The following is a 20,094-nucleotide window of genomic DNA, read 5'->3' on the forward strand; positions in this document are numbered from 1 at the left end:
TGAATCCTGGATGGATTGATCCAGGTCGGGATGATCCAGGGTGCGGCGAATCAAAGGGAGGACAGCCAATGGCGGCAGGCGACGAAGCATCGGAACAGGCCCGGCTGGCTGCCGAGCGGATTGCGCGGCTGAAGCGCCAGCTGGAGCATGCCGAACACGCTGCGGAATCGTGGGGTTCCGGTGCGGACGGAGAGCGCCGCACCGCCACCCGGCTCGGCCAGCTGACCCCGCACGGCTGGTTCCTGCTGCACGACGTGCACTGGCCCGGACGGCCGCTGGCCAACCTCGACCACGTTCTGGTGGGGCCGGGCGGAATAGTTGTGGTGGATGCCAAGAACTGGTCAGGCGCCGTTGAGGTCAGGGCAGGCGTCCTGAGGCAGAACGGCTACTCCCGGAACCCCGCCGTGGACGGCTCCCTGGGGCAGGCTGCCGCCGTGGCTGCCCTGCTCGACGCGCCGCACCGGCACCTGGTCCGCTCGATCATCTGCCTGACCGGCCAGCCCGACCTTGTAGAGGTGACAGGTTCCGGGGTCGAGGTGCTGGGCATCAACCGCGTGGTTGCGCGGGTGGCGGCCCTCCCGGCAGTGCTGGATTCGCAAACGGTGGTTGGAATTTACTCCCAACTGGGACAGCAACTGACGCAGCCTCAGTCGCCCGCAGCATCGGACGTCCGCGGGAGCGCGGGCCGTCATCCCCCGGTTCGCCAGTATCAGGGCGCCTATCCGGCGCCGGTTCCGGCCCGCACCGGATACCGGGCCGTCGCGGGTCCCCCGCACATGGGAAGCCGGTCCGTGGGAAGCCAGCCCCACAGAGGCTGGCTGGTAGCCGGTTTATGGAGCCTGCTGGTCCTGGGGATCGTGGCGTTCGCACTTTCTGCGCCGCTCTGGAACCTGTAGGTCCTGCCCGCTGGCGTATCACGGGTATATCACGGCCGCGCACCTCCGGGCCGTGCGTTGGTAGGCTGGTTCTAGCCTTTCAAAAGGGGAATTCCCATGTCGAACCAGCCTGCCCCCGGCGACGAGGGGATGCCACAGGGCTACCCCCCGCCGTCATACATTCCACCGCAAGGGTCACAGCCGGCCGGAACCTACGGCGCCGTCTACGGGCAGCCGTCCTACTACGGCATGCCACCCGAGCCCAAGGGCCTGAGTATCGCCAGCCTGTGCTGCGGCATCGCCGTCTTCCTTGGCCTGGGTCTCATCATCCTGCCGCAGATTGCGGCCGTGGTGCTGGGCCACCTGGCCCTGCTCCGGGAACCCGCCGGGCGGGGACTCGCCATCGCCGGACTGGTCCTTGGCTACCTCGGCCTGGCGTTGACCGCGATTGTGCTCACCTTCGCCGTGGCGGCGATCTTCGCTGCGGCCAGCGCGGGGTACGGCTACTAAACCGGGCCGGGCGCAACACGGGAGTGCCCCGGTGAAGATGCGGTCACCGGGGCACTCCCTTGTTGGATCTGTGTCTTGTCAGCCGCTGTTAGGAGTGTGACTTCCTGCCAGCGTCCAGCCCGTGCTCACCTGTACGTGATGGAGGTGCCGGACGTGGGCGACCAGGTGATGCGTCCGCCCTGGTAGTCCTGGGCCACTGCCCCGCCACCTATGGCGAACTCATTTGTGGTCGGGTACCCAAGCCGTCCGTTTTCCCAGCCCTGCGAGGCGTAGGCCACGCGGATGGCGCCCGCGTTGGGGTGGGCTCCGGTAGCAGCCGACCAGTAGATGACGCCGCCCTGGAAGTTCTGGTAGACGCCTCCATTCTTCAGGCCGGTGATCTCATTGCTGGTCGGGTATCCGAGGAAGCCGTTCTCCCAGTTGAAGAACGCCCAGGTGGCCCTGACGGCGCCCTTGGTGATGCGGGCCCCGGTTGCCGGTGACCAGTGGATGACGCCGCCCTGGAAGTTCTGGTAGACGCCTCCGTTCTTGAGTCCGCCGATTTCATTGCTGGTGGGGTAGCCCAGTCCGCCGTTTTCCCAGCCCTGCGCTGCCCATGCGGCGTCGATGGCGCCCTTGGTGATGCGGGCCCCGGTTGCCGGTGACCAGTGAATGACGCCGCCCTGGAAGTTCTGGTAGACGCCCCCGTCCTTGAGTCCGCCGATTTCATTGCTGGTGGGGTAGCCCAGTCCGCCGTTTTCCCAGCCCTGCGCTGCCCATGCGGCGTCGATGGCGCCCTTGGTGATGCGGGCCCCGGTTACCGATGACCAGTGGATGACGCCGGCCTGGTAGTTCTGGTAGCACCCGCCGGCAGCCAGCCCGCAAACTACGGTGCCCGTTGCCGTGCCGAGGCTTGAGGCAGTAGCTGCCGCCAGAATAGCGGCCGTTGCCTCAGCAGGGGCGGCCGACGCTGTGTCTGTCAGTTCGAAGTCATCGGTCAGCAGGGTACCTATGCTTATCAGGTTCATGCCCATACTGATGGCCGAGGCGCCGGCTGGTACGGGAGGCGTCGTATAGGTGACTTGGGTCCAATTCGCAGCGGCGTTGTACAGGGGGCTCGCTGCCAGATTCCAGTAGCTCCAGGTACCCAAGCCTGTTCGGTAATACAGCTCGAACTGGGTGGGAGCTGTGGATTTGTACCACGCCTTTATCTGGTAAATGTGGCCCGGAACGGCGCTCGGGGCGCACTCGCCCAGGTCGAGTGAGGGAAGGAGCTTCCCGTCGCCGTTCGTGTACGCGGACATCACCATCTGTCCGGCTGCTGTTCCTGTGTGGCCTGGCGTTGCGACGCTGAAAGCGCGCGTATTGGTCCCCCAGCCGCCGGCGGCCCAGCACTGCGGGAGCCCGCCCGCCACAAGGGGCGCTGTTTCCAGGCCAGGGTTCTTGATCAGATTGCCCGTGGTCTGGGGAGCCGGAGCGGCCGGGCCGTTGACCAAAGCCTTGACCGTCCCGCCAATGACCTGATCAACCGTCTTGACAGTGGCGCGTCCGGCGGCCTGCTCGCCTGCGAGCCAGGTTACGAATTCTTGGAAGAGAGGAGTGGAAACGGTCAGCGGATCCGCGGTATTGGTCGTCGGGTCGATCCCGTCGCCGATGTGGTGGAACGTCAGCTGAACCCATCCGCCCGCCGGTTGTGCCTTCGTGACCAGGTTCTTCAGGTCCAAGATGGTCCATGTGTTGTCGATCTGATCAGGGGCCTTTGTCAGCATCGGCTCAAGGGGCGGGATTGCCTCCGCAAAACCGAAGCCCACCGATTCCGGAACTTTGCTTTCCAAATCACCAAGGCCCCGGGCGCTGTTGTAACCACAGTCCCGGACAACCTGCAGGACGGCGTCGGATGTTGATGCAAACGGATACGCGAAGCTGGTGATTCGGAATCCCTTGTTGGCTAGATTGACTCGGTCGTTGCAGATCTGGCGCTTAGCCTCATCGGCCCCCATCTGCACAAGGTCGGGGTGGGTCACGGTGTGCCCCCCGATCTCATGGCCGGCCGTTTGGAGCGCGAGGGCCTGGGCCGTGGTCATGTAGCCGGTCGCATCCAGATAGCCAGACGGCGTAAAGAACGTCCCCTTCAAACCTGCCTGATTGAGAATCTGCGCGGCTGCGACCTGGTCCCCGTCCGCATCGTCAAATGTCAGCGTTATGACCGGAGGGTCTGCCGCCTGGGCGGGCGCCGCAAATACTGCACCGCCTAGGAGGCTGGCAGCGACTGCCACAACGCTTCCGGCGGCAGTCCAGCGGGCGTGTGTCTTGGCCACGGAGGTATCCTCAGGGCCGGGATTTGTCCGGCGCCGAAGATGAGGCCGGTGCTGCAAAAGTTTCATGTCTGCATCCCATAGCTAGGTCTAGAGGCGACTAGCTATGCACAGGCTTTCCCCCCGCATCGCCGTTCCAAGGAACCCTCAGTCGCCCTGGTACTTTTCTGCATCTCGGCAGCTCAATGCTGAGAGCCGTGGGCACTATCCAGCCCACTTCGGATACTATTCGTTACCTTCCCAAGGGGGCTTGAGTGATCACTACTGGACTGCAGAAGGCAAAATGCGAGTAGGGTGACTGAACCTACTCAGGACTACTTGAATCCGCGGGGTTACGGCTACTAAACCGGGCCGGGCAACTTGCACCACGCCTTCGGCGACGTCGCCCGCGGGCATGAGTTCGACGTCGGACGCCCCACCGGGTGCCTCGACGGCGGCGGGGCGCAGGCGCCGGACTCAGCCGGCCCCTACGACACCACCGGACGCTGGATGCTCAGCGGGTCAGCGTACGCCGCCCATGAGCTTTTTGATGGCCGGCGAGGCCGCCGCAAGGCCGACGGCCAGCACCATGGCCGTGCCGCCGATGCCGATGAAGTACGGCAGTTCGTCGGCCGGGTTGTACAGCCCGGACAGGATGCCGGACAGGGTGGTGCCCAGCGAGACCGACAGGAAGAACAACGCCACCATCTGGGTGTGGAAGGCCTGGGGCGCCAGCTTGGTGGTCACCGACAGGCCGATTGGGGAGAGGAAGAGCTCCGCCAGGGTGAACAGGAACAGGATGCCCACCAGGGCCAGGAGGGGCGTTTTCCCGTCGCCGGCCAGCGGGATGAAGGCCAGGAAGGCCAGGCCCATCACGAACAAACCGATGGAGAATTTCACGGCCGAGCCGGGCTGCTTCTGGCCGAGGCGCGTCCACAGTGCCGCCATGACGCCGGCGAAAATGATGATGAACACCGGGTTGATGGACTGCACCCAGGCGGCCGGCATTTCCCAGCCGAACAGGTTCCGGTCCAGCTTCTCTTCCGAGTACACGGCAATGAACGTGAACTGCTGCTGGAAGAGAGCCCAGAACGCCGCTGAAGCGATGTACAGCGGGATGAAGGCCACCACCCGCTTGCGTTCGGTGCCGTTGACCTTGTTGCTGCTGAAGATCAGGGCGAAGTAGAGCACGGAGGCCCCGATTGCCGCGTAGGCCATGGACATGGCCAGGTTTTCGGCATTGACGGTGCCGGTGGCCAGAAGGACCGCCACCACCAGGGCGATGCCCACGAAGATCAGGCCGTACCTGGTGCGCCGGGCAGCCGGCAGCGGATTGGGCACGTGATGGGCTTCGTCGGGAAGCCTCCGGCGTCCCATGGCGTAGATGCCCAGGCCAAGGGCCATGCCGACGGCCGCGGCGCCGAAGCCCCAGTGGAACCCCTGGCTTTCCTGCAGCCAGCCGGTCACCAGCGGGCCGATCAGCGCGCCGGCGTTGATACCCATGTAGAAGATGGAGAAGCCGGCGTCGCGGCGTTCGTCCTTCTCCTCGTACAGGGTGCCCACCAGCGCGGTGGCGTTGGCTTTCAAGCCGCCGGAGCCGACGCCCACCAGCACCAGGCCGGCGATGAGGCCGGGAATTCCGGGCACGAGCGCCAGGGCGATGTGGCCGGCCATGATCAGGACGGCCGAGCCGAACAGGACCCGTTCCGAACCGAAGAGCCGGTCGGCCAGCCAGGCGCCCAGAATGGTAGAGAGATAGACTCCGCCGCCGTAGGCTCCGACCAGGCTGGAAGCCAGGCCCTGCTCAATTTCAAGGCCGCCCTGCGCAGCCGTGAAGTACATGTAGTAGAGGAGGATGCCCTGCATGCCGTAGAAGGAGAAGCGCTCCCACATCTCTACGGAGAAGAGGCTGGCCAGCATCTTTGGGTGGCCAAAAAATGACGTATCGCCCGGCGTTGTAGCGGGACGATCAGATAAATGAGTAGTGCTCATTTACTTAAGGGTGACACCGGAGGGCGGGATTGTCACATTCGCGGCGCGAGGAAGCAAGGCGGACACGCTGGGTGGACGCCCCGTCTAAAATCCGATCTGGGCGGCCACCTGCAGCAGCAGTTCCTCGGATCCCGTGGGCCCCACCAGCTGGATACCCATGGGCAGACCGGCACCGGCTGAGCCGCCGGTCCAGTGCACGGGAATGCTGATGGCGGGCAGTCCGCACACATTCACCATGCTGGACCACGGCGCGTATTCGCATTGCTTCCGGTAGTCGCCGTCGGCGTCGCCGGCCCATTCCGAGGCTGGCCAGTAACCGTCGCCGTGGGACGCCCCCGTGAACCAGCCCACGGGCCGGGGTGTCTGGGCCAGTGCCGGCATCAGCATGAGGTCCCACCGGGAGTACTGGGACACGGTGTCCCTCTCAAACTGCCGCAGGAAGCCCAGCGCCTCATTAAGTTTTGACGCACTCCGCTGCTGTGCGCGCCGGCGGAATGTGCGGGTGAGCGGGGTCAGCAAGGCTTCGCGCTGCGGTGCAATCCGGGCGCTCCCGACACCGGCCGTCCACGCCGTGGTGAACGCGTCCGGGTAGCGGTTGTCGTACCCGACGGCGGCTTCGGCCGTGGAATGGCCCGCTGCTTCGAGCAGGCGGACGCCCTCGTTGAGGGCATCCATTGCTTCCGAGTCCGGCGTAAACGGAAAAATGGCCTGCCATGGGCTATCCAGGCTCACGCCGATCCGCAGCCGCCCCGGCGCCCGCGTCAGGGACTCGAGGTACCGGCCGGCGCCGACTGCCACCATGGCGTCCAGCATCAGGGCGGCATCCCCGGCTGAACGGGCCAGCGGCCCGGCCACCACCAGCCGAGCCGGATCGCCGGTGCTTTCACCGGCCGGGACGAGTCCGCGCCCCGGTTTCAGGCCCACCAGTCCGCAGGCGGCCGCCGGGATCCGGACGGAACCGCCGCCGTCGGACCCCGGAGCGAACGGCACAAGACCGGCGGCGACCGCGGCGGCGCTGCCGCCCGAGGATCCGCCCGAGCTGCGGCTCAGCGCATGCGGATTGCGCGACGGCGGCGCGATCAGGTTTTCGCTGTAGGCCGTCAGGCCGAACTCCGGAACCTGGGTCTTGCCCAGCGAGATGGCGCCGGCGCCCTTCAACGTCGCCGCGAGTGCGCCGTCCGCGGGGGCTGGCTTGTGCTCCAGGGCCGCGCTGCCGTGGGTGGTCACCACGCCCGCCACATCTGTGAGGTCCTTGAAGGCCACCGGCATGCCATGCAGCAGCGGAAGTTGCCCGGGCGACTCTGCGTAGAGGGCGTCGGCACGGGCGGCGTCGGCCAGTGCCTGTTCCCCGGTCACCGTGATGAAGGCGCCGAGGCCGGGATTCCGCGCCGCTATCCGGACCAGGAAATGCTCCGTCACCTCCCGGGCGGAGAGCGCGCCCGAGCGCAGCGCGTCGCGGAGCCCCACCGCGGAGAGCTCGTGGATCTCAGCCAAGGAAACGGGCCTCCAGCCGCTCTTCAGCGGTGGCTGTCCCGCCGTCGGCCTGGCGGGTGACGCGGTACGCCGCCTTGCCTTGCACTTCGGTGACCACGTCCACAAGGTCCGTGCCGAAGTAAACCAGCCCCGCGCCGTCGTCCGTGCAGTGGGTTTCGCCGAGTGTGCCGTCGGCCACCAGCCGGTGCACCAGCGGGCGGCGCTGGTCCTCGGAGTCGTAGTGGACACCGTTGGCGTAGGGCAGGAAGCCGAGCGCGTTGGTCACCGGGCGCAGCTGCGGTCCGAACGAATCCGTGGTGCCGCCCTGGTACCAGCAGATGGACCCGGCCGAGACGCCGGCGAGGACCACGCCGCCTTCCCACACGCGCCGCAGGATCCCGTCGAGGCCGTGCGCCCGCCACACGGCCAGCAGGTTCACCACCGACCCGCCGTTGACCCACACCACGTCCTGCTCCATGAGGTGCGCTTCCGGATCGTCGATGCTGGGCATGGTGAACAGGTTGAGGTGGCTGAAATCGAAGCCGGCGATCTTCGCGGCCTGGTCCAGCTCCGCATTGAACCAGCGCTGGTCGCCGGCGGCAGTGCCGATATGCGTCACGCGGGGGGCGCGCCCCGTGACGCCGGAAAGTTCGACGGCGTGGTGCAGCAGGGCGTCAAACTCCAGCCGTGAACGCCGGCCGGCTTTATATCCGCCGGACGTTGCCAGGATGGTTGGCTGTTGGGCTGTCATCGACGATTCCCTCCTTTGCGGTCACCTTGAAGCGTAACGTGCTCCGGATTCGGGGTGCCTGCCTCCGGCGGCGGCTACGCTGGAGGCAGACCTTCATTTTCCGGAGAGGATTTCCATGAGCGACTTCGAAACCGTGACCGTGACCGACGTTCCCGCCGACGCCAAGATCCTTGATGTGCGGGAGGACTACGAGTGGTCGGCCGGGCACGCCGAAGGTGCCCTGCACATACCGCTGGACCAGCTGCCGGGCCGGCTCGGAGAACTGGATCCGGACGAGGACCTGTACGTTATTTGCCGCACAGGCGGCCGCTCGTTGCGGGCTGCCAAATGGCTCGTGGGGCAGGGCTACACCGCCATCAACGTGGCCGGCGGAATGGACCAATGGCTTGAATCGGGCCTGCCGCTCGTTTCGGACAACGGCCTCAAGCCGGTCATCCTCTAGCGCTTCTGCCAGTACCTGCGGCACCGCAGCAGCCGCCAGGCCGCCCGCCGGGCGGCGCTTAGATTATCGAGAAGGACAGTCCATGCCCGCGTCGCCCGTCACCTACACGTTCCTCGGCCCGGAGGGGACGTTCACTGAGGCGGCACTGATGCAGGTGCCGGGCGCCGTCGAGGCCGTCCGCATTCCCTCCTCCAATGTGAACACTGCGCTGGACAAGGTCCGTGACGGATCAGCCGATGCCGCCATGGTGCCCATCGAAAATTCCGTGGAGGGCGGCGTCACGGCAACCCTGGATGCCATCGCGTCCGGCCAGGAGCTGAGGATCGTCCGCGAGGCTTTGGTGCCCATCAGCTTTGTCCTGGTGGCCCGCCCCGGCGTGGAAATCCGGGATATCCGCCGGATATCCACCCACGGACACGCCTGGGCCCAGTGCAGGCTCTGGGTTGAAGCGAACATGCCGAATGTGGAATACATTCCAGCATCCTCAACGGCCGCGGGGGCAATGGGGCTGCTGGACGAGGACGGGGTCCACTACGACGCTGCCATCTGCGCCCCGATCGTGGCCACCGAGCAGCCCGGGTTGCATGTGCTCGCGGAGAACATCGGCGACAACCCCGGCGCCGTGACGCGCTTTGTCCTGGTCAGCCGGCCCGGGGCACTTCCCCACCGCACCGGCGCTGACAAGACGACGGTGGTAGTACCGCTGCCGGAGGACCGGCCGGGTGCCCTGATGGAGATCCTGGACCAATTCGCCACCCGCGGGGTGAACCTTAGCCGCATCGAGTCGCGCCCCACCGGCCAGTACCTTGGTCACTATTTCTTCAGCATCGACGCCGACGGCCATGTGGAGGACGCCCGCGTTGCCGACGCCCTGGCCGGTTTGCACCGGATCAGCCCGGCCACACGATTCCTCGGCTCCTACCCGCGGGCCGATGCGCAGAGCCCGGACGTGGCACCGCACACCTCCGACCAAGCATTCCAGGCCGCACATGAATGGGTGGCAGGGATACTCCGAGGGGCATCGGTCGCTCCCGTCCATGCCCCGCAAGGTTCGCCCACAGCTTAGGCAAATGCCCCTCGGGGTACTTCCCCGCCCGCACAGCAGTGCGTATGCTTGCCTGATCCATTGGGGAAGACCTCTACCGGAAGGAGCGGGTCAATGTCAGGAACCAGCAGCGACAATGACGGCCAGGGAATGATTGTCAATCCCAAGCCGACTGCCGAAAACCAGGACTGGGACGGCGACGATGCAGACAGGGCGGATCGCCTGCGCTTCGAAGAGGAGCAAGCCATGATCCGTGAACAGTCCGAAGCCCGCGCGGCGGCAAAGGCCGCAGCCGAGGCGGAGGAGAAGAAGGCCAGCGCCTGATTCCGGCGTCCCCGCAGGAAGCGTCCTTCCGGAGGCCTACTGCGGGGTGGAAGCTTCCCCTGCGGACGGTTCGCCGCCCTTGCTTTCCGTAACCCGCACCAACAGTGATCCCGGCGCCACCTGGACGGTAACGTCTGTCGCTTCGCCGGAGGGATCGCCGTCGACCTGCGTGGCAACTGGCTCCGCACATTTGATCACGATCTTGCCGGAGCGGTAGTAGCTCATCACCGGCAAGTTCCTCTTGTGCTTGAACATAATCTTTGTGTACATCGCAATCCACCCGATGGCGCTGCGCGGGCTCATCACCACCACATCCAGCATGCCGTCGTCGATCATCGCCTGCGGGATGAAGTCGATGCCACCCGGAATCAGGCCACAGTTGGCGAACAGCACGCTGCGGATCTTCCGGGACTGTTCCGGCTGGTCGTCCAGGGCAATGGAGACCTTCTTCCGCCGACCGGGCAGGTGCCTGACTCCGGCCTCGGTGTAGGCCAGCCAGCCCACTGCCTTCTTCAGCCCGTCGTTGGTGTCCCCGACGACTTCGGCGTCCATGCCCATGCCGGCAATCACCAGGAACACATGCTCCGACGAGGCGCCCGTCCGCGAATTGCGGATGGCCATGCGCGCCGTGTCGATGTGCCGCTGGTGTCCGAAGAGCGCCGTCTGGATGCTGCCGTGGAGGTCGTTGACGTCCAGGTGGATGTTCCTGGCCAGCAGGTTTCCGGTGCCGAGCGGGATGATGCCCATCGGCACGTTCGTGTGGGCCAGCTTCTCGGCCACAACGCGTACCGTGCCGTCCCCGCCGCCCACAAGGACGACGTCGGCCCCGCTTTTGAGTGCCGCCTCGGCCTGCGAATACCCGGGGTCTTCTGCGGTTGTTTCGAAAAAGACTGGGGCGTCCCAGCCGTCCGAGAGGCAGGCGCGCTGGATGAGGGCGCGGGCTTCGGCCGATTTGGCCTTGACCGGGTTCATCACCACGGCCACCTTCTGCTGCACCAGGCCCGGATGGTACGTGTCCTCTTGGACCGCACTCCGTGTGTGCAGCGCCTTGAGCCTCCGGACGCCCCACCAGCTGGAGACCGCGAAAGCCAGGGCCGCAGCAATGATGAGGTAGAGCAGCCAATCGTTCATGGTGCTCCAACACTATCCCGCACGGACCTCCGCACGGCCCACAGTGCCATCCCGGGCGGATTCGATACTCTTGTCTGGTGATCGACGTAAAAGACCTCAGCGAAAATCCGGACAAGTTCCGTGCCAGCCAGCGCGCCCGCGGCGCCGACGAATCCGTGGTGGATGCGATCATCTCAGCAGACGCGGCCAGGCGCGCGGCATTGATCCGCTTCGAAAACCTCCGCGCCGAGCAGAATGTCTTCGGCAAGAAGGTGGCGCAGGCCAAGGGCGAGGAAAAGCAGGCCCTGCTGGCGGAGGTCAAGGTCCTAGCCGCCTCGGTCAAGGCCGCCTCGGCCGAGGCCGACGTTGCCCAGGCCCAGCAGGAGGAACTGCTCCGTGCCATCCCCAACCTGATTGTGGACGGCGTTCCGGAAGGCGGCGAGGACGACTACATTGTGGTCAAGACCGTCGGAGAACCCCGCGAATTCCCGGATTTCGAGCCGAAGGACCACCTGGAAATCGGTGAGCTGATCGGCGCCATCGACATGGAGCGCGGCGCCAAGGTATCCGGTTCGCGCTTCTACTTCCTCCGCGGCGTCGGCGCCCGGCTGGAGATGGCGCTCCTGCAGATGGCCATGGAACAGGCCATCGATGCAGGTTTCGTCCCCATGATCACCCCCACGCTGGTCCGTCCGGAAACGATGCAGGGCACCGGATTCGACGTCAAGCACGACGCCGAGATCTACCGCCTCGCCGAGGACGACCTCTACCTGGTGGGCACCTCGGAGGTGGCCCTCGCCGGCTACCACGCGGACGAGATCCTGGACCTCTCCGCCGGCCCCATCCGTTACGCGGGCCAGAGCTCCTGCTACCGCCGCGAGGCAGGGTCGCACGGCAAGGACACCCGCGGAATCATCCGGGTCCACCAGTTCAACAAGGTGGAAATGTTCATCTACACCACGGTGGAAGAGGCAGCCGCCGAGCACGAGCGCCTGCTCGCATGGGAAGAGGAGATGCTGGCCAAGTGCGAGCTGCCGTACCGCGTGATCGACACCGCCGCGGGCGACCTCGGCAACTCTGCGGCCCGCAAGTTCGACTGCGAAGCCTGGGTGCCCACGCAGGGGGCCTACCGCGAACTGACGTCCACCTCCAACTGCACCACGTTCCAGGCCCGCCGCCTGAACATCCGTGAGCGGGTGCTGAACGAGGACGGTGCGCCCAAGGGAACCCGTGCCGTCGCCACCCTCAACGGCACGCTGGCCACCACGCGCTGGATTGTGGCCATCCTTGAGCACCACCAGAACGAGGACGGCTCCGTAAACGTCCCCCGCGCGCTTCAGAAGTACCTCGGTGGCCTGGAAGTGCTGCCGGTCCTGTAGTTTCGGGTTCTCCAACGAAGAATCCCCGTCACGTGGTCGACTCCCCGGGTAACGCCAGGGGGATTTGGCCACGCGGCGGGGATTTTCGCGCTGTGATCCCTGCGGCTGCGAGCTTGCGACTCAGCAGCCGTGCGTTGGTTGCGGTTTTCCAGTCCCAGCGGACAACTTTGTAGCCGAGCGCCCGAAGCCGGTCCTCCCGTTTCTTCTCGGCCAGAATGGCTTCGCGAGTGCTCCTGTCGCCGAGAAGGGCGTCGTCGAGATACTTTGCGTCGCCGTCGAATTCCCCGATGACGCGTTGTTCGGGCCAGTAGAAATCCGTCCGCCCGATGAGGCCATCGTCGTCGTAGAAACAGTGTTGCAGGACGGGCGCGGGGAGCCCAAGGACGTGGATGAGCGCCCTGCTCCGGGATTCACCGACGGATTCGGATGCCTCGTCGGCCAGCGCGAGTACCTCCAGGACCCGGCGGCGTTTGGCCGCTGAACTGAGTCGGGCCGATTCGTCCAGCAATTCCTGCCGTGTGAGGCCCTCGCCGGTAGTGCGGCGGCTTCCCAGCACCGCATCCGTAACGGCCACAGCCTCCGGCAGCTCCATTCGGACGATGCAGTCAACAACCGTCTGGACGAGCGAAGTGACTGCTACGCCCCGGTGTTCCACGATGTCAGCGGCCCAGTGATGCCGGTAAATTCCGTAGCTTCGCGTGTGCTCCAGCCCGGTGAGGCCTGTCTTCGGATCCCTGGCAGCCCGGGTGGTTGGCGGAAGCCGACCAGCTTTGTGGGGTGACTGAGTGACGATGTGAATGTGCTCCGGCACCCGGGGGAGGGGCAATCGCCAGAGCCGAAGCGCCGTCAGGTAGCAGAAGGCCGCCGACGGGTCACAGCATGCAACTGCAGCAATCGTGGCCGAATATCGTTGCCACGCTTTGAGCGCGAGCCAGGCCGGCTTGTTGTAGTAAACGCCGAATCTGACCCTCACCAATTCGCCATTGTTGTAGGCGCGGCTCAGGCTCCGGCTGCTTCCTGTGAGGGCACGCCTTCGGCTGGCAAGTAAGAGCGTTGGGGAAGTGGAGTCCATGCTCCCATGCTGGGCTGGCCTCCCCAACGCAGCCAGATGCACCCGACCGGATGTGGATAAGTCCCCGCAACTCCCCTTGAAGTGGGCCAATCCCCCTGGAACGCCGCGGGGAGTTGACTGCCCCGCGGGGATTTCGCGCCCGCACACTGCGTCGGGTGACACGCAGGCAAACACTCACAGTGTGGACAAGCTGTGGGTGTTTACCACAAGTTAACACTGGCTGTGGCGTGCGTCCTAGCGGCTGTCCGGGGGCGTCTGCTGTACTAGGTGAATGACAACATTGACTGAAACCTCAGTCGCTGGCAACGATGACCAGCGAAACAACGGCAAGAACAACTCAACCAGGCTCATGGTGGCCCTGGACGTGGACGGCACCCTGGTCAACCACGACGGCCACATGTCGGCTCCCGTGCGTGAAGCGGCCCAGGCGGTTGTAGCTGCGGGCCACGAAGTCATGATCGCCACCGGCCGGTCCCTGAATGCCACCCTGCCCATCATCGAGCAAATCGGGATCGAGACGGGCTACGCGGTGTGCTGCAACGGCGGTGTGACGCTCCGGCTGGATCCGGCCCACCCGGACGGCTACGAAGTCATCCGCAAGGCCACGTTTGATCCGGGTCCGGCGCTCCGTGCCCTCCGCAAGCGGCTCCCCATGGCCAAGTACGCGCTGGAGGACGAGCACGGCAACTTCCTCTCCACCGAACGGTTCCAGGACGCGAGCTTCGGCGTGGAGGCCATCGGTGTGGATTTCCAGACCATGCTCGACGCCACCGCCGTGCGCGTGGTGGTCTTTAGCTCCGAAAATACGTCCGAGGAGTTCAACGAGGCCATCAAGCACATCGGCCTGTCCGGCGTCACGTATTCCGTCGGCTGGACCGCGTGGCTGGACATTGCCGCGGAAGGCGTCACCAAGGCCAGCGCCCTGGAACACCTCCGGGGGCACCTGAGCATCGAGTCGCACCTCACGGTGGCAATCGGCGACGGCCGCAACGACATCGAGATGCTCACGTGGGCCGGCCGCGGCGTCGCCATGGGCCAGGCTCCCGACGAAGTGGTTGCCGCCGCGGACGAGGTCACCATGTCCGTCCACGACGACGGCGCCGCGCACGTTCTTCGCAGCCTGCTGTCCTAGGTAACTGCTTCCCGGGCGCCGCCAGGTAGTGTCGCTTTCACTTTTCGTCCGGTCCCAGGTCGGGCCCGACGGCGAACCGCACCGCCCGCGTCGCGCTTCCGTGCAGTTCCAGGACGGCGAGCTCGTTGGCGCCTTTGCGGATCAAAGGTCCCGGGACATATAGCGTGCGCTGGGGGCCGCGGCTCCAGTAGCGGCCGAGGTTGAACCCGTTGATGAATGCAACACCCTTGGTCCAGCCGTCGAGGCGCAGGAACCGGTCGCCCGGGCCGTCGGCCTCGAACCTGGCAAACGACAGTGACGGGCCCGGCACACCTGCCTCAGCGCCGCCCACCGGCGGCAGTTCCTTGGCCGCATCCCGGAAGCGCTCCAAGTCGCCCACATCGGCATTCCGGATCTCCCAGTCCTGCACTTCGGTGCCGTTCAGCAGCGCCGGTCCGATCAGTCCCTTGGGCTCGCCGATCCGCTCCCCGTAATTGACCCTGCCTTGGTCCTCCAGGAGTACCCGCAGGCGTCCTCCGCCGGGCAGCGTGATGGCGCGCTCGCCGAGGTCGCGGCTCAGGACGCCCACGGGAACGCCGTCCAGGAAGAACTGGGCGCGGTCCCGGACCTCGGCGAAGGACAGGACGCCTCCGCGGGCAATGTCCACCTCGTAAAGATAGAAACCGCGATAGCGCCCGGTGGCCTCGGTAGTGGGCACCGGACCCGGCGCGGAGGACGGGGAACCGAGGAGGGGCGCAAAGTCCAGGAGCGGCACGGACGCCTCCACGGAAACAACCGACACGGGCGCCTCCTTCCGCCCAGCCGGCGCCTCGTCCGGCACGGGGAAATGCTTGGCGATGACATCCCGGAATGCAAAGTACTTGGCGGTCGGATGGCCATCCTCGGCGAGCGGCGCGTCGTAGTCATACGAGGTGATGGTGGGCTCGTAGATGCCTTTGTCGTTGGCGCCGTTGGTGAAGCCGAAGTTGGTGCCGCCGTGGAACATGTAGATGTTCACCGAAGCCCCTGCGGTGAGGAGCGCATCCAGCTCGGCGGCGGAAGCAGCGGCGTCGGTGGTGTGGTGGTGCGTGCCCCAGTTGTCGAACCAGCCGTTCCAGAACTCCGCGCACATGAGCGGCCCGGCGGGCTGTCGCTCGCGCAGGAACCCCAAGCGTTCCACGGCACGCGAACCGAACGTGCCGGTCTTGTGCAGCCCGGGCAGCGAGCCGTCCTCGATCATGGTGCCGAAGGGCTGGTCGCACGTGAACAGGGGAACGTCCACACCCTCCCGCTTTACGAGGTCCACCAGGTGCTGCAGGTACACCTTGTCCTTGCCGTAGGCGCCGTACTCGTTCTCGATCTGCAGGAGGATCACCGGCCCGCCGCCGCTGATCTGCCGCTCCACCACAATCGGCAGGAGCGCTTCGAAATAGGAGTCGACGGCGGCAAGGTAGCCGGGTTCGCTGCTACGGACACCCACGGTGGGGTCAGTGTAGAGCCACGCCGGCAATCCGCCGTTGTCCCACTCGGCGCAAATGAACGGACCGGGACGGACGATCGCCCGCATCCCCTCGGCCGCGACCAAATCAAGGAACCGGCCCAGGTTCAGCGGCCCCTCCGTCAGGAATGTGCCCGGGACAGGCGAATGCTCATTCCACGGCACATACGTCTCAATGGTGTTCAGCCCCATGAGCCGGGCCTTGTGGATCCGGTCCGCCCACAGGTCGGGGTGGACCCGGAAGTAGTGGATGGCTCCGGAGAGGACGCGGAAGGGTTCGTCGTTCAGAAGGAAGTCCCGATCGCCGATGGCAAAGGTGTCCAAGAAGGGTCCTAACAATGGTGCTGCACCGGCGGTGCTAAGCGGAGTGCAGGGCGGCGTGGAAAGCGTAAGACGCATTGCTCCACACCACGAACAGCAGCGGCGCTGGCGCCAGTGCAATGCCGAGCACGGGCTGGAGGATAGCGGCCGAGACAATGATGCCCAGCAGGATCAGCATGGCCAGGCTCAGGTACCAGCGCTGGACGCTGAGGTAGAGGGACGCTTTGAGAATGCTTTTCAGGCTCGCCTCGGGCAAAAGTACGACGCCGGCAATCGCCGTCACCGTCAGGCTCACCGCCACGGCGGCTGCGACGACGATCAGCGGCACCAGTGCGGCCGCAGCCGGCATGGACTGGACGATCGCCAGGTCCACGCCGAGGAACAGCAGCATGGCCACCGCACCCAATCCAATGGGTGCGGTTCGCCGGAAACTGCGCTTGTATCCGCGAAGGAAGGCGGCAACAGGCTTGACCGCGCTGCCGTCGTCGTTCAATGAGCGGAAGGCAGCGAAGATGCCGGCGAGCGAGGGAGCCACGGTGACCGTGAGCGCCAGGAAGAACGGCCAGGCGGCCGCGGGATCGGCCACCAGGGCGAGGCAGAGCACCAACGGTGAGTTGGCCACGGCCAGCAGGACGTTCCCGGCCAGGAAGGTGTAAATAAACCCGAAGATGCTCCCGAAGGTTTCGAATCCCGGTCCCGCCCACCGGTGTCGCCCCGACGCAGACTGTTCAAGCACAGCCGTCATCCCTTCATTCCGCTCGTCGCGATGCCCTGGATGAAGTAGCGCTGGCCAAGCAGGAAGATGATGAGGATCGGGATCACGGAGATCACGGAGCCGGTCATGATCATGGCGTACTCGGCGTCGAACTGGCCCACGAAGGAGCGCAGGCCCAGCTGGACGGTCCAGAGGCGGTTGCTGGTGAGGTAGATGAACGGGCCCATGTAGTCGTTCCACGTGTTGACGAAGGTCAACAGCGCCAGGCTGGCAAGGGCCGGCTTGGACAAGGGCAGGATCACCCGGGCCCAGATGCCGTACTCGCTCAGGCCGTCGATGCGGGCAGCCTCGCACAGTTCATCCGGGATGGTCATGTAGTACTGGCGCATCAGGAATACCCCGAACGCACCGAACGCCTGAAGGAGGATGAGGGCGTTAAAGCTGTTGGTCAGTCCCAGCTGCTGCATCATGATGTACTGCGGCACCATGTAGGCCTGCCACGGCACGGCGATAGTGCCGATGTACGCCAGGAACAGGACATCCCGGCCCGGGAAGCGGACCTTGGAGAAACCATAGGCGGCCAGCGACCCCGTCAGCACCTGCAGGCAGGTGATGATCACGGCAAGGTACAGGGAGTTCTGCAGGTAGCCCATCATGGGGATGCGGGTCCAGATGTCCGTGTAGTTGCTCCACACGAACTCGCTGGGGATCCACTGGATGGGGACCGTGAGGACCTGGTTGTTTTCCTTCAGCGAGGAGGAAATCATCCAGATGAACGGCACCAACAGGGCCACCACCAGCACCACGAGCACGCCGTAGATGATGACGTTGGTGGTCCGCTTCTTCTGTTCGCGCGTGGAGCGTTTGCGCTGTGAGCCACGGCGATCTTCCGGGCTGGTTGCGCCGCCCCTCAACGGTACTCCGCCTGTGAGTTCAGGGGCCTTGAGGTCTTCGGCCATGTTGGTCATCAGCGTTCCCTCCGCTGTTGGATCTTGAATTGCAGGACGGTGACCGACAGGACGATGAGGAACAGGACCAGGGAGATCGCCGATGAGTAGCCGAACTTCCCTTCCCCGATGCCTTCCTGGTAGATGAGCTGGGACAGCACCGTGGTGGAACGTCCGGGACCGCCGTTGGTCATGACCACGATCAGGTCGAAGACCTTGAAGCTGGAGACTGTCAGCATGACCACCACGAAGAAGGTGGTGGGCCGCAGCGAGGGGATGGTGACGTTCCAGAAGCGCTGCCAGGCGCTGGCGCCGTCAACTTCGGCGGCTTCGTAGAGTTCCGTGGGGATGGCCTGCAGGCCGGCCAAATACAGAACCATGTAGTAGCCCATGTCGCGCCACACGCTGGTGATAATGACGGCCGGAAGGGCCCAGTCGGAGCTGGACGTCCAGCCCGGCGCCTCGGCGATTCCGATGGCGTGCAGGAGCTGGTTGATGGGGCCGCTGTCCGGACTGAACAGCATGTTCCAGACGACGGCGACAGCCACCAGCGAGGTGATGTACGGGAAGAAGATGGCTACGCGGAAGAATCCGATGCCTTTGAGCTTGCGGTTCAGCAGCATCGCCAGGACCAGGGCGAGGGCCATGGTGAGCGGGACGTGGCCGAGTGCGTAGACAACGGTGTTGCGCAGGGCCACCCAGAACGAGTCGCTGGCGAACATCCGCTGGAAGTTGGCCAGGCCCACCCATTTCGGTGCGGTGAACGAGGTCCATTCCATGAAGGAGAGGGCGAAAGCGGCCAGGACGGGGATGAGGGTGAAGGCCAGGAAGCCGAGGAAGTTCGGAAGGATGAACGTCCAGCCGATCAGCGTGTTGCGCCTGGCCTGCTTCCTGTTGCCGCGGCTGTGCGGTGCAGTCCGTGCCGGGATAGGAGCCTGGGTGATTGTCTCTGTAGTCATGGTTACTTCAGGACTTCGTCCTTGACGCGCTTGCCCATCTCGGCGATGCCGTCGGCGACGGAGCGCTCGCCGACCATGATGAGGTCGTGCTCCTGGTTGAGGATTTTGTCCGTCGCTGCCGACTTGTCGCTCACCGGCATTTCAAGGGCTGTCTCGTCCGGCGTGAAGGCCTTCTTCGAGAGCTCGTCGGTGGGCAGGCCGTCCAGCTTGAAGTACTCCGCCGTGACGGCGTCGTTCTTCAGGGCTGGCACAACACCGATCTTGGAGATGGCCTTGGCGCCTTCCTCTCCGGCTGCCCACTGGATGAACTTCTTGGCTTCATCGGAGTGCGCTGCGTTCTTGTTCACAGCAAAGGCGGTGGGGGAACCGAACGTGGTGACCTTGCCGTTGGCGTCCTTCTGCGGCAGCGGAGCCAGGCCCCAGTTGACGTTGGTCTTGCCGTCCTTCTTGGCCTGGAGGATGCCGGCGATGTACCAGGTTCCCATGGGCATCATGGCAGCCTGGCCGGATTCAAACATGGTGCGGTAGCTGGTCTTCTGGCTCTTCGCGGTGCCGAAGTCCAGGGTGGCGCCGGCCTTCTGGAGGTCCAGCGCAGTGTTGTACTGGTCCTGGAAGAAGCCGTAGTCGCCGCTGACCTGGTCGCCGTCGTTCTGGGCAGCCGCGATTGCCTGAACCACTGAACGCCAGATGTGGTGGTACGTGCCGTAGACCTTCTTGCCGTCGGCGGTGGTGGTGAGCTTCTTGGCGAGCTCGGAGTACTTCTCCCACGTGAGGTCTTTGGGCTCGTCCACTCCCGCGGCCTTCAACAGGTCCTTGTTGTAATAAAGCAGCCAGAAGTCCTGCCGGTACGGGGCTGCAAAGTACTTGCCGTCCAGGTTGAAGGCGTCCAGGCCTGCAAGGTTGTCCTTGCCCACCTTGTCCACCACGCTGTTGATCTCCTGAAGCTGACCGTTGCTGGCGTACCGGGAGTAGTCGATGACGTTCTTCATGGTGAGGACGTCGGTGGTGTCGCCACCGGCCAGCATGGTGGTGACCTTCTGCGGGTAGTCGTCCGCCAGGATGTCCACGGGTTCAATGTCGACGTCGGGGTGGGCCGCTTCGTAGCCGTCGAAGAGTGCCTTGAACTCCGGGGTGCCCTCGTAGTTCCAGACTGAGACCGTCAGCCGGGTCTTGCCTTCGGCCGCCTGCGGTTCCGCGGGTCCGGCGGCGCCGGCGCAGCCTGTAAGGCCGAGCCCTGCAGTTACCGCCAGTGCGATCCCGGCGAGGGTTGTGCGCTTCATTGCGTTCTCCTTAGTAG

At 65.3% G+C, this 20,094-nt stretch carries 18 protein-coding genes; 7 read left to right on the plus strand and 11 right to left on the minus strand.

Annotated elements, in window-relative coordinates; translation table 11 throughout:
• Window positions 1–68 precede the first annotated feature (68 nt).
• Both ACSQ1X_RS00825 and ACSQ1X_RS00830 read left to right on the plus strand, forming a co-directional pair.
• The gene (locus ACSQ1X_RS00825; RefSeq protein WP_436056298.1) at window positions 69–896 is read left to right on the plus strand and encodes a nuclease-related domain-containing protein; all 828 of its coding nucleotides are present in this window, start codon (window positions 69–71) and stop codon (window positions 894–896) included.
• Window positions 897–992: 96 nt separating this feature from the next.
• Window positions 993–1,385 carry a DUF4190 domain-containing protein gene (locus ACSQ1X_RS00830; protein ID WP_436056299.1) on the plus strand — a complete coding sequence of 131 codons (393 nt, stop codon included), beginning with the start codon at window positions 993–995 and terminating at the stop codon, window positions 1,383–1,385.
• Window positions 1,386–1,510: 125 nt separating this feature from the next.
• Here the strand turns inward: ACSQ1X_RS00830 and ACSQ1X_RS00835 are convergent, their stop codons facing one another.
• The 4 genes from ACSQ1X_RS00835 to ACSQ1X_RS00850 all read right to left on the minus strand — a co-directional run bounded on the left by ACSQ1X_RS00835 (window position 1,511) and on the right by ACSQ1X_RS00850 (window position 7,874).
• A complete protein-coding gene (locus ACSQ1X_RS00835; RefSeq protein WP_436056300.1) occupies window positions 1,511–3,682 on the minus strand; it encodes a polysaccharide deacetylase family protein in 2,172 nt (723 codons plus the stop codon).
• A gap of 498 nt (window positions 3,683–4,180) precedes the next feature.
• A complete protein-coding gene (locus tag ACSQ1X_RS00840) occupies window positions 4,181–5,650 on the minus strand; it encodes a peptide MFS transporter (protein ID WP_436056301.1) in 1,470 nt (489 codons plus the stop codon).
• 84 nt (window positions 5,651–5,734) lie between these two features.
• Window positions 5,735–7,144, minus strand: coding sequence for an amidase (locus ACSQ1X_RS00845; RefSeq protein WP_436056302.1), 1,410 nt, complete (start codon window positions 7,142–7,144; stop codon window positions 5,735–5,737).
• Window positions 7,137–7,874 (minus strand): peptidase E, encoded by a 738-nt coding sequence (locus tag ACSQ1X_RS00850; RefSeq protein WP_055801999.1) that lies wholly within the window; start codon window positions 7,872–7,874, stop codon window positions 7,137–7,139. Before ACSQ1X_RS00850 ends, ACSQ1X_RS00845 begins: the two co-directional genes overlap by 8 nt.
• Before the next feature lie 115 nt (window positions 7,875–7,989).
• Here ACSQ1X_RS00850 and ACSQ1X_RS00855 point away from each other — a divergent pair, with 115 nt between their 5' ends.
• From ACSQ1X_RS00855 to ACSQ1X_RS00865, 3 genes are all read left to right on the plus strand, one after another.
• Window positions 7,990–8,316: a rhodanese-like domain-containing protein gene (locus tag ACSQ1X_RS00855; RefSeq protein ID WP_055801996.1), complete on the plus strand. Its 327-nt coding sequence runs from the start codon at window positions 7,990–7,992 to the stop codon at window positions 8,314–8,316.
• Between the two features lie 82 nt (window positions 8,317–8,398).
• Complete coding sequence (gene pheA / locus ACSQ1X_RS00860; protein ID WP_055801992.1) at window positions 8,399–9,382, plus strand: prephenate dehydratase; 984 nt, start codon at window positions 8,399–8,401, stop codon at window positions 9,380–9,382.
• Window positions 9,383–9,475: 93 nt separating this feature from the next.
• Complete coding sequence (locus ACSQ1X_RS00865) at window positions 9,476–9,685, plus strand: hypothetical protein (protein ID WP_055801989.1); 210 nt, start codon at window positions 9,476–9,478, stop codon at window positions 9,683–9,685.
• Between the two features lie 36 nt (window positions 9,686–9,721).
• On the opposite strand, the gene ACSQ1X_RS00870 is transcribed toward ACSQ1X_RS00865, so the two are convergent.
• Window positions 9,722–10,816, minus strand: coding sequence for a diacylglycerol/lipid kinase family protein (locus ACSQ1X_RS00870; protein WP_436056303.1), 1,095 nt, complete (start codon window positions 10,814–10,816; stop codon window positions 9,722–9,724).
• A 77-nt stretch (window positions 10,817–10,893) separates the two neighbouring features.
• Between ACSQ1X_RS00870 and serS the strand changes: the two genes are divergently transcribed.
• Window positions 10,894–12,174, plus strand: a complete 1,281-nt coding sequence (gene serS, locus ACSQ1X_RS00875) for a serine--tRNA ligase (RefSeq protein WP_055801983.1) — start codon at window positions 10,894–10,896, stop codon at window positions 12,172–12,174.
• Between the two features lie 28 nt (window positions 12,175–12,202).
• Here serS and ACSQ1X_RS00880 read toward each other — a convergent pair whose 3' ends face one another.
• Window positions 12,203–13,147 (minus strand): hypothetical protein, encoded by a 945-nt coding sequence (locus ACSQ1X_RS00880; RefSeq protein ID WP_436059232.1) that lies wholly within the window; start codon window positions 13,145–13,147, stop codon window positions 12,203–12,205.
• A gap of 370 nt (window positions 13,148–13,517) precedes the next feature.
• Between ACSQ1X_RS00880 and ACSQ1X_RS00885 the strand changes: the two genes are divergently transcribed.
• Window positions 13,518–14,378 carry an HAD family hydrolase gene (locus ACSQ1X_RS00885; protein ID WP_436056304.1) on the plus strand — a complete coding sequence of 287 codons (861 nt, stop codon included), beginning with the start codon at window positions 13,518–13,520 and terminating at the stop codon, window positions 14,376–14,378.
• Window positions 14,379–14,415: 37 nt separating this feature from the next.
• Here the strand turns inward: ACSQ1X_RS00885 and ACSQ1X_RS00890 are convergent, their stop codons facing one another.
• Genes ACSQ1X_RS00890 through ACSQ1X_RS00910 form a run of 5 tightly spaced genes read right to left on the minus strand, consistent with a single transcriptional unit; the run spans window position 14,416 to window position 20,077 of the window.
• The gene (locus tag ACSQ1X_RS00890; protein ID WP_436056305.1) at window positions 14,416–16,179 is read right to left on the minus strand and encodes a glycoside hydrolase family 35 protein; all 1,764 of its coding nucleotides are present in this window, start codon (window positions 16,177–16,179) and stop codon (window positions 14,416–14,418) included.
• A gap of 34 nt (window positions 16,180–16,213) precedes the next feature.
• Window positions 16,214–16,912: a DUF624 domain-containing protein gene (locus ACSQ1X_RS00895; protein WP_436056306.1), complete on the minus strand. Its 699-nt coding sequence runs from the start codon at window positions 16,910–16,912 to the stop codon at window positions 16,214–16,216.
• 5 nt (window positions 16,913–16,917) lie between these two features.
• On the minus strand, window positions 16,918–17,859 hold the full coding sequence (locus ACSQ1X_RS00900) for a carbohydrate ABC transporter permease (RefSeq protein ID WP_436056307.1): 942 nt from the start codon (window positions 17,857–17,859) through the stop codon (window positions 16,918–16,920).
• On the minus strand, window positions 17,859–18,797 hold the full coding sequence (locus ACSQ1X_RS00905) for a carbohydrate ABC transporter permease (RefSeq protein ID WP_436056308.1): 939 nt from the start codon (window positions 18,795–18,797) through the stop codon (window positions 17,859–17,861). The genes ACSQ1X_RS00900 and ACSQ1X_RS00905 overlap by 1 nt, the downstream gene beginning before the upstream one ends.
• Window positions 18,798–18,799: 2 nt before the next feature.
• The gene (locus ACSQ1X_RS00910; RefSeq protein ID WP_436056309.1) at window positions 18,800–20,077 is read right to left on the minus strand and encodes an ABC transporter substrate-binding protein; all 1,278 of its coding nucleotides are present in this window, start codon (window positions 20,075–20,077) and stop codon (window positions 18,800–18,802) included.
• Between the last annotated feature and the right edge of the window lie 17 nt (window positions 20,078–20,094).

Origin of the sequence: Arthrobacter sp. LjRoot78, from assembly GCF_964254335.1 — a bacterium.
Classification (GTDB): domain Bacteria; phylum Actinomycetota; class Actinomycetes; order Actinomycetales; family Micrococcaceae; genus Arthrobacter.

What these genes read in the sequence shown, in the direction of transcription:
- ACSQ1X_RS00825 (WP_436056298.1), top strand. Translation starts at nt 69, where the DNA reads ATGGCGGCAGGCGACGAAGCATCGGAACAGGCCCGGCTGGCTGCCGAG.
- ACSQ1X_RS00830 (WP_436056299.1), top strand. Translation starts at nt 993, where the DNA reads ATGTCGAACCAGCCTGCCCCCGGCGACGAGGGGATGCCACAGGGCTAC.
- ACSQ1X_RS00840 (WP_436056301.1), bottom strand. Translation starts at nt 5,650, where the DNA reads ATGAGCACTACTCATTTATCTGATCGTCCCGCTACAACGCCGGGCGAT.
- ACSQ1X_RS00850 (WP_055801999.1), bottom strand. Translation starts at nt 7,874, where the DNA reads ATGACAGCCCAACAGCCAACCATCCTGGCAACGTCCGGCGGATATAAA.
- ACSQ1X_RS00855 (WP_055801996.1), top strand. Translation starts at nt 7,990, where the DNA reads ATGAGCGACTTCGAAACCGTGACCGTGACCGACGTTCCCGCCGACGCC.
- pheA (WP_055801992.1), top strand. Translation starts at nt 8,399, where the DNA reads ATGCCCGCGTCGCCCGTCACCTACACGTTCCTCGGCCCGGAGGGGACG.
- ACSQ1X_RS00865 (WP_055801989.1), top strand. Translation starts at nt 9,476, where the DNA reads ATGTCAGGAACCAGCAGCGACAATGACGGCCAGGGAATGATTGTCAAT.
- ACSQ1X_RS00870 (WP_436056303.1), bottom strand. Translation starts at nt 10,816, where the DNA reads ATGAACGATTGGCTGCTCTACCTCATCATTGCTGCGGCCCTGGCTTTC.
- ACSQ1X_RS00885 (WP_436056304.1), top strand. Translation starts at nt 13,518, where the DNA reads ATGACAACATTGACTGAAACCTCAGTCGCTGGCAACGATGACCAGCGA.
- ACSQ1X_RS00900 (WP_436056307.1), bottom strand. Translation starts at nt 17,859, where the DNA reads ATGACCAACATGGCCGAAGACCTCAAGGCCCCTGAACTCACAGGCGGA.
- ACSQ1X_RS00905 (WP_436056308.1), bottom strand. Translation starts at nt 18,797, where the DNA reads ATGACTACAGAGACAATCACCCAGGCTCCTATCCCGGCACGGACTGCA.
- ACSQ1X_RS00910 (WP_436056309.1), bottom strand. Translation starts at nt 20,077, where the DNA reads ATGAAGCGCACAACCCTCGCCGGGATCGCACTGGCGGTAACTGCAGGG.